Raw genomic sequence first — 13,968 nt, 5'->3', positions numbered from 1 at the left:
CACTTATGTATTAGTCGCTAATGCGGTTTACATTATTATTTTTTTTCTAATCATGCAATTATACTCATAAATTATGCAGCTATTTGACTGGATCGTACTGATTGTTACTCTTTTGTTTATTGTAGGATATGGCTCATGGAAAACCAAAGGAAGTAAAAATGTTGAAGACTTTATTTTAGGAAATAATGAAACACCATGGTACACTGTAGGTCTTTCTGTTATGGCTACTCAGGCCAGCGCCATTACCTTTTTATCTACACCGGGACAGGCTTATCATGACGGAATGGGTTTTGTGCAATTTTATTTTGGATTGCCTATTGCCATGATTATCATTTGTCTGACATTTATTCCGTTATACCATAAAAACAAAGTATTTACAGCTTATGAGTTTCTGGAGAAGCGATTTGATGTAAAAACACGTTCGTTGGCCGCAATTTTATTTTTGGTTCAAAGAGGATTAGGGACCGGTCTGACCATTTATGCTCCAGCCATTATATTATCGACTCTGTTAGGCTGGAATTTAACTTTAATGAACATTATTATTGGTGTCCTGGTTATCATTTATACCTTCTCAGGAGGAACAAAAGCCGTAAACGTTACTCAAAAACAACAAATGTTCGTCATTATGTCCGGGATGTTTATCACTTTTTTCCTGATTCTGCATTATTTACCACAGGATATGACTTTTTCAAGTGCCATGCATATAGCCGGTGCCAATGACAAGATGAATATTGTAGATTTTTCTTTTGATCCTGAAGAAAGATATACTTTTTGGAGCGGAATTACAGGTGGTTTTTTCCTAATGCTTGCCTATTTTGGAACAGATCAGTCGCAAGTTGGCCGTTACCTATCCGGGAAATCCGTTAAAGAAAGTCAAATGGGACTAATCATGAACGGATTATTAAAAGTTCCGATGCAGTTTTTCATATTACTGACAGGGGTTATGGTTTTTGTATTTTTTCAATTCAATCCTGTTCCTTTAAATTTTAATCCGAATAACAAAATTGTCATTGAAAAATCAGCTTTTAAAGATGAATATCATGCTTTGGAAATCAAACTGAATAAACTTTCAGAAGATAAAAAGGTAATCAATCTTTTGTATATCGAACAATTAAATCAGGATTATGACAATCCAATTCTTCGAAAAGAATTAGTTACCTTATCCAACAAGGAAAAGGATTTGCGTGACCGCGCGAAAGAAATTATTTCTAAGGCTGACAGCAATAGCGAAACCAATGATAAAGATTATGTGTTTTTTCATTTCATATTGCATTATTTACCAAAAGGACTTATTGGATTATTACTGGCCGTAATTATTTCTGCTGCAATGTCATCAACAGCTTCAGGTTTAAATGCACTGGCATCAACAACTGCAATTGATATTTATAAACGAAATCTCAAAGAAGAAAAATCAGAAAAGCATTATCTCAACGCAACCAAGTTTTTTACGCTTTTTTGGGGAATTGTTGCCATACTTTTTGCCTGTGTAGGAACATTATTTGAGAATTTAATTCAATTGGTAAATATTATTGGCTCTATTTTTTACGGGACTGTTTTGGGTATTTTTCTGGTTGGTTTTTATTTGCGTCGGGTTCAGGCAAAGCCAATGTTCTACAGTGCAATTATTAGCCAGTTGACCATTTTTATCATTTATTATTTCATGATTTATATTTATCCTAGCGGCGAAGAAAAACTGGGCTACTTATGGTTAAATTTTATTGGTGCAATTCTGACTATCTTATTATCACTTTTTATGCAGATTACTTTTTTTAAAAGAAATAATCCGGAGTTTAATGAATTATAGTTCGATTTATACTTCATCCTAATATCAATTAAATATGCTGAATTTTAATTTTGCTCCATTTCCGATTGTAGAAACAGATCGATTGATTTTAAGACGAATCACAAATGACGATGTAAATGAAGTTTTTGAGTTGCGATCTAATCCGGAAACCATGAAATATATTCCGAGGCCTTTAGCTAAAACTACTGAAGATGCACTTGAACATATTGCAATGATTGAAGAAAAAATAGCGACAAATAATGGAATCAATTGGGGAATTACTTTAAAAGATAATCTTAAAGTATTAGGTATTATTGGATATTACAGACTTCAGCCTGAAAATTATCGAGCCGAAATAGGCTACATGCTGTTACCAGAATTTCATGGAAAAGGAATTATTACTGAAGCTGTAAAACGATTAATTACTTATGGTTTTAATGATTTAAAACTACACTCAATTGAAGCCGTAATTGATCCTGAAAATTTTGCTTCTGAAAAAGTTTTACAAAAATGTAATTTTATCAAAGAAGCTCATTTGAAAGAATCTGAGTTTTATGATGGAAAGTTTTTGGATAAAGTAATTTACTCCTTACTGAATCAATAATTTTTATTCAAAATAAATTCTCAACCACCTTATTTTATTTGTGACTAAACTATTATGCTATATTTGCAGGCAAAACAAGAAAATTTGTTGTTTTTAAACTTTGAAGAATGAAAAAAATACTTTTTATAATCGTTTTCATATTTTCTATTAACGCACAAAGCCAAACTTATGTAAAGCTTAATACAATTACAGCAGTGGTACTTGTTCCAAATATCGGAATAGAAACTGGTATTGGAGATAAAACTACTTTTAGTTTTGACATAATGGCTTCTTTTTGGAATTCATTTGATGGAAAAAAACCGATGAAGTTTGCAACTTATACACCGGAAATCCGATATCATTTCAAAGAAAAATACAATGGCTTTTACACAGGGATAAATGCCGGATTTGATACTTATGAACTCCAGAAATGGAATTACTGGAAAGATAATCCAAACTGGTACGAGAAAGGAAAGGGATATCGTATTGGAGCCACTATTGGTTACAATAAAAAACTAAGTGATAAATTTTTATTAGACATCTTTTTAAGAGGAGGCTGGCATCAGGGGTTCTACAAGGGATATTATAATGACGGTACGCCCGGCAGGTACGAGAACGTAAAAAACTGGAATAAAAGCGGTGAATGGCTGCCTTATGGAGGTGGAGTTATGATTTCCTATAAAATAAATTAATTTTCAGGAAATTTAGAAAGCGTTTTTATATACAATTCTTCGACTTTTTTTCTGGCCCAATCTGTTTTTCTTAAAAAGGTCAAACTAGATTTTACACTGGGATTATCTGTAAAACATTTTATCGGGATTAACTCACCCAAAGTATCAAAACCATAGTAGTCAACTAATTTTTCTACTATTTTCTGAAGTGTAATTCCGTGTAAAGGATCTTTTGATTTTTGGTTTTCCATACTGCAAATTTATATCATTTATACAAAAACAATTGCTCTTTCATATATTTGTTGCTAAATTTGTCTTCCTATGTTAAAAACAGTCAATATACTTAATAAAAGAGCGAGGTTTGATTATGAAATAATCGATACCTACACTGCCGGAATTGTTTTGGCAGGAACAGAAATAAAATCCATCCGATTAGGGAAAGCCAATATTACCGAAAGTTTTTGTGAGTTCAGTAATAATGAGCTCTTTGCTATCAATACTTATATCGAAGAATATTCTTTTGGTAACCAGTTCAATCATAAATCAAGAAGTGAAAGAAAATTGCTTTTGAACAGAAAAGAATTAAAAAATCTTCAGAAAAGTGTCCAGGCAAAAGGATTGACAATTGTTCCCCTTAAATTGTTTACAAATGAAAAAGGGCTTGCTAAACTTCAAATTGGTCTTTGTAAAGGAAAGAAAAATTATGATAAACGCGAATCCCTGAAAGAGCAGGACACGAAACGAGACTTAGACCGCATAAAGAAAGCGTTTAATTAAAATTAAAAAACTTTTTTGCATTTTATTTACAGTTCAAAATACCAAAAGCAATATTCAAAGTATTGCTTTTTTTATTTTATTTTTAATGACAATATGTCAAGACGATTAATACTTAAAAAAAATGAAATCACTTCTTAAAAACGGAAGAGAGCAAAAAGGATTAAAAACCCGGGAGGTTGCACAAATACTGAATATTGATCAGGCTTTAATCAGTAAATTCGAAAGTGGTCTTAGAAAACCTACCAAAGAGCAGGTTTTGAAGCTGTCTGAACTTTTAGAAATTGATTACGAAACTTTAATGGTTGACTGGCTAAAAGAAAAAATTTTACATGAAATTGAACATGAAGAATTTGCGCTGAAAGCACTCGCTGTAGCGGAGCAGGAACTTAAATATAGAAAATCGGTTTCTACAATAAAACTGTCCAATAGTTTAGAGAGGATATTAAAAGAGATTGATTTACTTAAAGTCAAGGTGGAAGCTTTACCGAAAAATGAATTTTATGAAATTTCAAAGAATTTGGATCTGGAGTATACTTATGAAAGCAACCGAATGAAAGGAAATACCATGACACTTCGTGAAACAGAAATGGTTATAAATGAAGGTTTAACTATTCCTGGTAAAAGTATGCGTGAACATCTGGAAGCAATTAATCATCACGAAGCAATTCGTTTTATAAAAGATTTACAGCAAAAAAGTAATTCTTTTAATGAACAAGATCTTTTGTCCATACATAATTTGATCCTGAGAGGAATAAATCCAGAAGCTGCAGGAAGTTACAGAAAAACAAAAATCTTAAACAATGAGAGTTTCAATATTGATTCTGAACCAATCATCATTACTAAAGAAATAGAAGAATATTTTTTTTGGTATGAAACCAATAAAAGCAAACTCCATCCTGTAATTTTAGCAGCAGAAATGCATTTTCGTCTTTTAAAAATTAATCCTTTCAGTGATGGAAACGGAAGAACTTCCCGACTGATAATGAATTTGATTTTATTACAAAAAGGGTATTTAAAAACCAATATAAAAGGTGACAATGATAATAAAAAAAAGTACTCACAATTAACTGAGAACAATGATTCGGAAGATTTTATTTTTTTTATTGCTCAGGCCGAAAAAGAAAGCTTAGAGAAATATATTAGAAGTTAAAATCAATTTTCAAGACTCAAAAAAGCTTTTCCAAGATTTTTAATAATATCAGATGCTATAAAAGACTGATAACCGGTTTTTGGCAATGCAATATCTGCTGTTAAGCCATGAATAAAAACACCTAATTGGGCTGCATGAAGGGGTTCATAACTCTGGGACAGCAGACTGGTAATAATTCCGGTAAGTACATCGCCGCTTCCGGCCGTTGCCAAAGCAGCATTTCCTGTCGTATTTTGACAAACTGCTGTTTGATTAATAATAAAAGTGGGCGCGCCTTTCATAACGATAATAATTTTATATTGTTCTGAAAATGCAATTGCCTTTTGAAACTTCTGGGCTTCAGAATCCCATTTGCCTATTAAACGTTCCAGTTCTTTTGGATGTGGCGTCAGGATTGTTTTTTCAGGAACTAATTCCAGCCAGGATTGGTTTTCGGCCAAAATATTTAAGACATCTGCATCAAGAACTAAAGGTGCTTTATTGATTCTTAAAAATTCAAATACAGCTTTTTGTGTCCCCAACTCCTTCCCTATTCCCGGACCGATTCCGATTGCTTTTGGAATTAACGGCAAATTTATTTGAGTAATAAAATTTGCATTTTCATCAGTGACAACCATAACTTCCGGAATTGAGATCTGTAAAATTTGATAGCCACATTTTGGAATTAAAGCAGTTACAAGTCCGCAACCGGATTTAATACAGGATTTTGAAGCCAAAACTGCTGCCCCTATTTTTCCATAACTCCCTGCAATAATCACAGCGTGCCCCTGAAGTCCTTTGTGTGTCAAAGGGTTTACAGGTTTATAAAATTTTAAAATTTCTTCTTTGGTGATTAGATATGGAGGCTTCATCTGAATGCTTTTATATTCTAAAGTTACATAAAAAATTGAAAACCATTTCTTCTTTTGAAACCTGCTGCCCTAGCCCTGGTAGCAGCGGCATCCTTTTTGTTTTTCCTTTAAAAACAAAAAGATATAGCGAATAACAGGAAACAGCTCCTAATCATTGCGAAATTTATAATTTAGACTCCTTATTTTCGATATTTTTTAAATAAATTTGCGACTCAATTTTACACTACAATACAATGAAAAATACTGCGCTTACGCACATACATGAAGGTTTAGGAGCAAAAATGCTTCCTTTTGCAGGTTATAATATGCCAATTACTTACGAAGGAGTGAATGCCGAACACGAAACGGTTCGCAACAGTGTTGGAGTTTTTGACGTTTCGCATATGGGAGAGTTTTTATTAACCGGGCCTAATGCTTTGGCTTTGATTCAGAAAGTGACTTCAAATGATGCTTCGGCTTTGACCATCGGAAGAGCGCAATATTCTTGTCTTCCAAACAATGACGGGGGAATCGTAGATGATTTGATTGTTTATAAGATGAAAGAAGAGCAGTATTTACTGGTTGTAAACGCTTCGAATATTGAAAAAGACTGGAACTGGATATCGGCACACAATGATTTAGGGGTTGAAATGAAGAATCTTTCGGATGATTATTCCTTATTGGCAATTCAGGGGCCAAAAGCTGTTGAAGCCATGCAATCATTGTCATCAATTGATTTATCAGCAATAGCTTATTATCACTTTGAAGTAGCTGATTTTGCTGGAATCGAGCATGTAATTATTTCTGCAACCGGATATACGGGTTCTGGCGGATTTGAAATTTATTGCAAAAACAGTGAAGTTGAGCAAATCTGGAACAAAGTTTTTGAAGCCGGAGCAGCTTTCGGAATAAAACCAATTGGTCTGGCAGCCCGTGATACTTTACGCTTAGAAATGGGATTTTGTCTCTATGGAAATGACATTAATGATACAACGTCTCCGCTTGAAGCAGGTTTAGGATGGATTACCAAATTCAATAAGGAGTTTACAAATTCTGAAAACCTGAAAAACCAAAAAGAAAAAGGAGTTTCTAAAAAGCTGGTAGCTTTTGAAATGCAGGAACGCGCTGTCCCGAGACACGATTACGAAATTGTTGATGCATCAGGATCTGTAATTGGTATTGTTACATCCGGAACTATGTCTCCGTCAATAAATAAAGGAATTGGTTTAGGGTATGTTACTGTAGATAATAGCGCTATTGACAATGATATTTTTATCAGGATCAGAAAAAATGATGTTCCGGCTAAAGTGGTTAAGTTACCTTTTTACAAGAAATAAAAACAAATAAACAAAACAAATACTTATGAATGCATTACTTAATTGTAATGCATTTTTTATTATCATCAAAATAAACCATTTTGATGTAAGAATATCTAAAAATAATGTAACAACTAATGAAAAATTAAGCGTAAATTTAATCTAAGATTCAACTGGAATATGAAAAGAGTATTATTGCTATTTATGTTAAGTACCAACATCCTATTTTCACAAAATAGCGATCAGACATGCATAATACTCAACAAAATAAATCGTCTGATCCAAAAGGAACACATTAAACCTAAACAAGTAGATGACAGTTTATCTGTTTATGTTTTTGACAATCTAATGGATGAATTAGATCCATCCCGAAATATTTTTTTCAAATCGGAATATGATGAAATGTCTAAACTTTATCGCTTAAATTTAGATGACCTAATCTTAAAAGGTGATTGTAGTTTTTTAGCTGATATTACGACTAAATACACAAATGGGCTTCTGCGTACAAAAGCTGTTTTAGAAAAAATTCAGGTAGGACCAATTGATTACAGTAAAAAAGACACTATTCGGTTCTATAAAAAAGCATTTACATTTTATCTCAAAAAAGAAGATATAGAAAAAGTCTGGCTCAAAAAACTTCGCTATCAAATTTTAGATGATATTGCTGAAACCGGTAATAATCTGGATTCTCTTAAATTAAATTTTAAATCGATAGAATTACAGTCAAGAACAATTATTTTATCGAATGAAATTTGCAGAATCAATACACTATTAGAACGAAAAGATTCACAACAGGAAAACCTTTACAATTTTTTTTGTACCTATTTTGATCCGCATACGGCATACTTTAGTGATGATTCAAAATCGAGTTTTATGGCATCACTCTCAAAAGAGCATTTTTCTTTAGGAGTAAGTTTAAAATTAAATGAAAAAAATGAAATCATTATTGAAGAACTGGACCCAAATGGCCCTGCTTTTCAAACAGGACAGATTAAGAAAGGAGATCAGATCGTTTCAATTTCAAACCAAAAAGACACTTTACATGTTTCATGCGCTTCCTTAGAATCAGTTTCGACAATGATTTTATCAGAGTCTAATAAAAAAATCACCCTTACTTTAAAACGAAATTCCGGTAAAAATTTTGAGGTTTATATCGAAAAACAAATAATGAAAGACGAAGAAAACTCAGTCTATAGTTTCATTATTGGTAAAGACAGCAAAATTGGATATATTAAAATTCCAAGTTTTTATGCTGACCTGGACGAAAATGACCGTAAAGGCTGTGCAGATGATGTTGCACGGGAAGTTATAAAACTTGAAAGAGATAATATAAAAGGCCTTGTAATTGATTTAATTAATAATGGCGGAGGTTCTATGGAAGAAGCCATAAGGCTGTCCGGAATGTTTATTGATTACGGGCCACTATCTGTGGTTATAGATAATCAACAAAACAAATCCGTAATAAACGATCCGTACAGAGGTTTGATCTACAAAGGTCCAATCGTACTATTAATAAACAGTAACACGGCATCTGCCAGTGAATTCTTTGCATCAATTTTACAAGACTACAACCGTGCTTTATTAATAGGCAGTAATACATTAGGAAAAGCTACAATGCAGACAATCGTTCCCCTTGATGAAAATACAACTACCGATTTTTTAAAAATCAGTATCAATAAATTTTACAGGGTAACAGGAAAAAGTCACCAAAATACGGGGGTTACACCAGATGTTGTTCTTCCTGAATTTTATGAAAATGTTTATCAAAAAGAAAGCAATTTCCCAACTGCCATCAAAAATGACAGTATTATTTCTTTGTTAAAATATAAACCATATGTAAAAAGAACTCTAATTGATAAAATTGCGAAAAACAGTTCTGCAAGACTGGCTGATAATTTCTATTTTAAACAAATTAAAGTAATCAATTCAAAAATTGACAAAATGATCAATGTTCCAAAATCTGAAGTTCCAATGACACTAACTTCTATTTTTGAACAAAAAACGACCAGAGAGAAATTATGGAAAGAAATCAATACTTTCAGTGATGAAAATAATCCATTAGATGTATACAATTCTACTATAAATCAATTTTTACTTGGTGTATATCCCGCTGAAAAGACAATAAATCAATATCAAATTGATAATCTCAAAACCAATCCTTACTTAAACGAAGCCGTAATTATTATTAATGAATTTAATGCCTCAAAATAAATTTCAGATTACACAAAATCAATACCTGAAATGCAAAAACTGAATTCTGCAAATCTGTCTTGAAGCAGAAACATTTGGCATTTTAGCAACATTAGTCCCGCTTTCCGTTCCAAACGAAGTTCACTGAACACCAATCAAAAATAAAAATAAAGTGAGGTAATCTTGCAGGCCGAACACCGGCTTATAAGGATTTCCACTACAAACAAAGTTCACTGAACTCCAATGACAATAAAAGTATAGTGAAGTAATCGGGGCTAAAAGAAACATTTTACTTTTTTGCTATCATCCAAAAAAACAGAACCTATTTAGTTATAGCTAATTTGGTCTTTCTTGTGCTAAAAACATAATTTTAAAAAGAATAGAATTTGATTTTGGAAAAATAAGGAATAACTGTATTTTTGCATCACAAAACTAAAAATTAGAAATGGGAAGAGCGTTCGAATTTAGAAAAGGAAGAAAAATGAAACGTTGGTCAGCTATGGCCAAAACATTTACCAGAATTGGTAAAGATATCGTTATGGCTGTTAAAGAAGGTGGACCAAACCCAGACGCCAATTCCAGATTAAGAGCGGTTATACAAAATGCAAAAGCGGCTAACATGCCTAAAGACAATGTGGAACGCGCTATAAAAAATGCAAGCAATAAAGATACTGCCAACTATAAAGAAATTTTGTTTGAAGGATATGCACCTCACGGAATTGCAATTTTAATTGAAACAGCCTCTGATAACAACAACAGAACGGTTGCAAATATTCGCAGCTATTTTAATAAATGCAACGGAACAATGGGAACTCAGGGCTCTGTTGAGTTTATGTTTGATCACACTTGTAACTTCAGAATTGCCAATAATGGTCTTGATGCTGAAGAATTAGAATTAGAATTAATTGATTTTGGTGCCGAAGAAGTTTTTGAAGATGAAGACGGGATCTTAATCTACGCTCCTTTTGGAAGTTTTGGAGCTTTACAAAAAGAACTGGAAAACAGAGGATTGGAAATCTTATCTTCAGGTTTTGAACGTATCCCTCAAATTACTAAAGAACTAACAGAAGCACAAATCGCTGATGTTGAAAAATTAATTGAAAAAATAGAAGAAGATGATGACGTAATGAACGTTTATCATACGATGAAAGAAGAGTAATTTTCTTTTTTATAAATAATCAAAAGCTCTGAAAATTCAGAGCTTTTTTGTTTATAATGATTTTAAACAAATTCAGGAATGCATAAATATTTCTCGAACCATTATATTTGCAGTTCCAAATTTAAAAATAACCTTATGAAAAATTCCAAGTACACTAAAATTGCCGTGATTATTATGGTAATACTGTTTGTAATTGTAAGCATGTTAAGCTGTACGGTACATCACAACCACTCACATTCTCATTCAAATCATAAATCAAAAAAGATGCCCCCGGGACAGGCAAAAAAAATATCGGGAAATAAAAGTGCAAAATCACACGCACCGGGTCAGCAAAGAAGATAATTATACTCAAAGCCTTTTAAAATTTTAAAAGGCTTTTTTGTTTTCAAAATTTTAAATTAATACTTAACATAAAATAATCTTAAATCGTAATCTGTAAATCGTAAATCATAGCTACCTTTGCACTGTCAAAAAATCATAGATATGAACTTACAGCATATTCCACAAATTAAGCATACAGACAGTGGCAATTTCTTTTTACTAGCGGGACCATGTGCTATCGAAGGAGAAGAAATGGCTCTCAGAATTGCTGAAAAACTAGTTGGTATTACCGACAAACTTCAGATTCCTTATGTTTTTAAAGGATCATTTAAAAAAGCCAACCGTTCCAGAATTGATAGTTTCTCTGGAATTGGTGACGAAAAAGCATTAAAAATTTTACGCAAAGTTTCTGAAACTTTTCATGTTCCAACTGTAACAGATATCCACACCAATGAGGATGCTGATATGGCAGCGCAATATGTAGATGTTTTACAAATTCCTGCTTTTTTAGTACGACAAACAGATTTAGTTGTAGCAGCTGCTAACACAGGAAAAACCGTTAACCTGAAAAAAGGTCAATTCATGAGCCCGGAAAGCATGAAACATGCTGTACAAAAAGTTTTAGATTGTCACAACGAGAATGTTATGGTTACAGATCGTGGGACTATGTTTGGCTATCAGGATATGATTGTTGATTATAGAGGAATCCCAACTATGCAGCAATATGCTACAACGGTTTTGGATGTAACGCACTCTTTGCAACAGCCAAACCAAACTGCAGGAGTTACGGGCGGAAGACCTGACATGATTGAAACTGTTGCCAAAGCAGGTATAGCTGTGGGTGTTGACGGTATTTTTATCGAAACGCATTTTGATCCTGCAAACGCTAAAAGCGATGGCGCCAACATGCTTAATTTAGATTATTTCGAAGGTTTAATGACCAAATTAGTTGCTATCAGAAAAACAGTTAATTCATTTTAATTTCTATATTCAATAATTGAAAAATAAGTTTTTATTCTTGCCTTTCTTCTTAATGTGTTTTGCTGTAAATACATTTGCTCAGGAAGAAATTGCAATACAAGACAAATACACAGCACACAATAAAGGAAAGTTCTTTGTTTCATGGGGAGGTAATAGAGAAAGTTATTCTAAATCTGATGTAACCTTCAGAGGAAAAGATTATGAATTTACCGTTCATAATATGAGTGCACACGACAAACCAAAAGGATGGCATGTTGACTACCTTAACCCTGCAAGAATGACTATTCCACAGACAAATTTGAGATTGGGTTATTTTTTTAGTGATCATTATAGTGTAACAATTGGAGTTGATCACATGAAATATGTAATGACACAGAATCAAATAGCGAATGTTACAGGAAAAATTAATTTACCTTTAACTGATGCTGGCTCTATACACAATGGCACTTACAATAATACGCCTATAGATTTCACAGATGAAACGTTCTTAACTTACGAACATACTGATGGCTTAAATTACGTCAATACAGAAGTGTCAAGATTTGATGACGTTTCAAAATGGTTCAGACTACCAAATACTGATAAAGTTCAGATTAATTTAACAGAAGGTCTTGGTGCCGGGCTTTTGTATCCTAAAACCAACACTATGCTTTTAGGAAAAGAACGTCACGATGATTTTCATGTTTCAGGCTATGGAGTATCTGCAAAAGCAGGAATTAATGTTACTTTTTTCAAACATTTTTATGTACAGGGAGAGTTAAAAGGCGGTTACATCAACATGCAGGATATTAAAACTACTTCAAGTAATGATGATAGTGCTTTTCAGGACTTTTTCTTCTTTCAGCGAATTATTGCTTTCGGAGGAATTTTCAGAATCTAAAAGACATTATACTCTATAATAAAAAACAGGTTTCAAATTAATATTGAAACCTGTTTTTTTGTTTTACTCTGTATACATATTAAGCAGATTGGTAACAGTATTCCAGTTTCTAATTGTTGCCGTGACATTGAGTTTTTTTTCAATATATTTTTGATCAAATCTGGTCTTTCCTGCTCCAACAGCATATTTAATAAAAATCCTGTTTCTATCAATACTCGCTTCGTCCGGTTTGAACTGACTTATCTTTAAATCATTTATATTTTCTTTTTTCAAAGCAATTGAAACAAAAGCAACATAAAGCTTTTTAGTATCAAAATCTTTTTCTTTTAAATAAGGATTGTTTTTAAAACACAATTCCAAATCTTCTTTTGTAATAACAATAACAGGAACTTCATGCCCGAAAACTTTAAAAATTTCCTGTTTGATCATAAATCCAACTTTTGAAGCACTTTCTTCTTCAGTATCAACAAAAACATTTCCGGATTGCAGATATGTTCTTACATTCGTAAAACCAATATTTTCCAACATTGTTTTTAATGCCTCCATTTTCATCATGTTATGACCTGAAACGTTGATGCCTCGTAAAAGCGCTAAGTGGGTTGTCATTTTTTCTAATTTAGATTCAAAGATAAAAAACTATTACTCTTCATCATCTTCATCTCCTACTTTAATATCAAATTTCCAGTTTTCCCATGAACTTTATTTTGGCTTAATCTAAAATCTCATCTGTATCTTCATTAGACTTTATCGAATTCAAATTAAATTCCTTTTATCCGTTAATGAAACTCTTTTTCAAAGATTATTCGCTATAAAAAAACTCCGTTAGAAATCCAACGGAGTTTTAGAACTTAAAATATATTCTTTTTAGTATATCTTTTTAAATACATAGGAACGATCGCATGCACGAGCATCATCAACCAAATGTCCTGACTCCAAAGTAAAACTTTCTATCAAACCACTTGAACAATTTGAAATTAACGGATTATATTCTTTGTAAGTTAATATAAACTGAGTTACATTATCTTTTTTTATAATCTCAAAAGTTCCTGTTAGAGTCGTATTGATGTTTTCATATAATCTGGTTTTCGAAAATGTATTATCTTTTTTAAATATATAAGAAAACTGATTTGAAGATGGATCATTTGCAAACCTGGGTTCCGTATACTGTATCCATATCCCATAATAGTTTGTAACAACTGGCTGTTTCTTATTATCTGAATCATCGTTAGAACAAGACACTAAAGACACAAGTAATACAAGTAAAAGTCCAATTTTTTTCATTTGATTTATATTTTTAAGGTTACTTATTATTAAGATTTTACTTTAT

The 13,968-nt window shown here is 32.4% G+C and carries 15 protein-coding genes; 11 read left to right on the top strand and 4 right to left on the bottom strand.

What is annotated here, in order from left to right; genetic code table 11:
- Window positions 1-73: 73 nt before the first annotated feature.
- From DMB68_RS05315 to DMB68_RS05305, 3 genes are all read left to right on the top strand, one after another.
- Window positions 74-1,804: a sodium:solute symporter gene (locus DMB68_RS05315; protein ID WP_110345596.1), complete on the top strand. Its 1,731-nt coding sequence runs from the start codon at window positions 74-76 to the stop codon at window positions 1,802-1,804.
- A 34-nt stretch (window positions 1,805-1,838) separates the two neighbouring features.
- Window positions 1,839-2,387 (top strand): GNAT family N-acetyltransferase, encoded by a 549-nt coding sequence (locus DMB68_RS05310; protein ID WP_110345595.1) that lies wholly within the window; start codon window positions 1,839-1,841, stop codon window positions 2,385-2,387.
- Between the two features lie 107 nt (window positions 2,388-2,494).
- Window positions 2,495-3,058 (top strand): DUF3575 domain-containing protein, encoded by a 564-nt coding sequence (locus DMB68_RS05305; protein WP_110345594.1) that lies wholly within the window; start codon window positions 2,495-2,497, stop codon window positions 3,056-3,058.
- Here DMB68_RS05305 and DMB68_RS05300 read toward each other — a convergent pair.
- Window positions 3,055-3,288 (bottom strand): VF530 family protein, encoded by a 234-nt coding sequence (locus DMB68_RS05300; protein WP_110345593.1) that lies wholly within the window; start codon window positions 3,286-3,288, stop codon window positions 3,055-3,057. The two genes, DMB68_RS05305 and DMB68_RS05300, sit on opposite strands and share 4 nt — an antisense overlap.
- Window positions 3,289-3,358: 70 nt before the next feature.
- Here DMB68_RS05300 and smpB point away from each other — a divergent pair, with 70 nt between their 5' ends.
- Together smpB and DMB68_RS05290 are read left to right on the top strand one after the other, a co-directional pair.
- Window positions 3,359-3,814, top strand: coding sequence for an SsrA-binding protein SmpB (gene smpB / locus DMB68_RS05295; RefSeq protein WP_110345592.1), 456 nt, complete (start codon window positions 3,359-3,361; stop codon window positions 3,812-3,814).
- A gap of 121 nt (window positions 3,815-3,935) precedes the next feature.
- Entirely contained in the window at window positions 3,936-4,964 is a 1,029-nt protein-coding gene (locus DMB68_RS05290) for a Fic family protein (RefSeq protein WP_110345591.1), read from the top strand.
- Between the two features lie 2 nt (window positions 4,965-4,966).
- On the opposite strand, the gene DMB68_RS05285 is transcribed toward DMB68_RS05290, so the two are convergent.
- Window positions 4,967-5,815, bottom strand: coding sequence for an NAD(P)H-hydrate dehydratase (locus DMB68_RS05285; protein ID WP_110345590.1), 849 nt, complete (start codon window positions 5,813-5,815; stop codon window positions 4,967-4,969).
- Between the two features lie 233 nt (window positions 5,816-6,048).
- On the opposite strand from DMB68_RS05285, the gene gcvT reads away from it, so the two are divergent.
- The 6 genes from gcvT (at window position 6,049) to DMB68_RS05255 (ending at window position 12,641) form a co-directional block, all read left to right on the top strand.
- Window positions 6,049-7,131 (top strand): glycine cleavage system aminomethyltransferase GcvT, encoded by a 1,083-nt coding sequence (gene gcvT, locus DMB68_RS05280; protein ID WP_110345589.1) that lies wholly within the window; start codon window positions 6,049-6,051, stop codon window positions 7,129-7,131.
- A gap of 159 nt (window positions 7,132-7,290) precedes the next feature.
- Window positions 7,291-9,321: a S41 family peptidase gene (locus DMB68_RS05275; RefSeq protein WP_110345588.1), complete on the top strand. Its 2,031-nt coding sequence runs from the start codon at window positions 7,291-7,293 to the stop codon at window positions 9,319-9,321.
- 424 nt (window positions 9,322-9,745) lie between these two features.
- Window positions 9,746-10,459, top strand: a complete 714-nt coding sequence (locus tag DMB68_RS05270) for a YebC/PmpR family DNA-binding transcriptional regulator (protein ID WP_026729302.1) — start codon at window positions 9,746-9,748, stop codon at window positions 10,457-10,459.
- A 135-nt stretch (window positions 10,460-10,594) separates the two neighbouring features.
- Window positions 10,595-10,801, top strand: coding sequence for a hypothetical protein (locus DMB68_RS05265; protein ID WP_110345587.1), 207 nt, complete (start codon window positions 10,595-10,597; stop codon window positions 10,799-10,801).
- A 141-nt stretch (window positions 10,802-10,942) separates the two neighbouring features.
- Entirely contained in the window at window positions 10,943-11,761 is an 819-nt protein-coding gene (gene kdsA, locus DMB68_RS05260; RefSeq protein ID WP_110345586.1) for a 3-deoxy-8-phosphooctulonate synthase, read from the top strand.
- A gap of 16 nt (window positions 11,762-11,777) precedes the next feature.
- Complete coding sequence (locus tag DMB68_RS05255; protein ID WP_110345585.1) at window positions 11,778-12,641, top strand: hypothetical protein; 864 nt, start codon at window positions 11,778-11,780, stop codon at window positions 12,639-12,641.
- Window positions 12,642-12,704: 63 nt separating this feature from the next.
- Here DMB68_RS05255 and DMB68_RS05250 read toward each other — a convergent pair whose 3' ends face one another.
- Window positions 12,705-13,247: a DUF1697 domain-containing protein gene (locus tag DMB68_RS05250; protein WP_110345584.1), complete on the bottom strand. Its 543-nt coding sequence runs from the start codon at window positions 13,245-13,247 to the stop codon at window positions 12,705-12,707.
- A gap of 258 nt (window positions 13,248-13,505) precedes the next feature.
- Complete coding sequence (locus DMB68_RS05245; protein WP_110345583.1) at window positions 13,506-13,922, bottom strand: hypothetical protein; 417 nt, start codon at window positions 13,920-13,922, stop codon at window positions 13,506-13,508.
- Between the last annotated feature and the right edge of the window lie 46 nt (window positions 13,923-13,968).

The sequence above is a fragment of the Flavobacterium hydrophilum genome, from assembly GCF_003202405.1.
In the GTDB taxonomy this organism is placed as follows: domain Bacteria; phylum Bacteroidota; class Bacteroidia; order Flavobacteriales; family Flavobacteriaceae; genus Flavobacterium; species Flavobacterium hydrophilum.
Note: the sequence above shows the minus strand (reverse complement) of the source record. Positions and strands in the feature narration are given on the sequence as shown.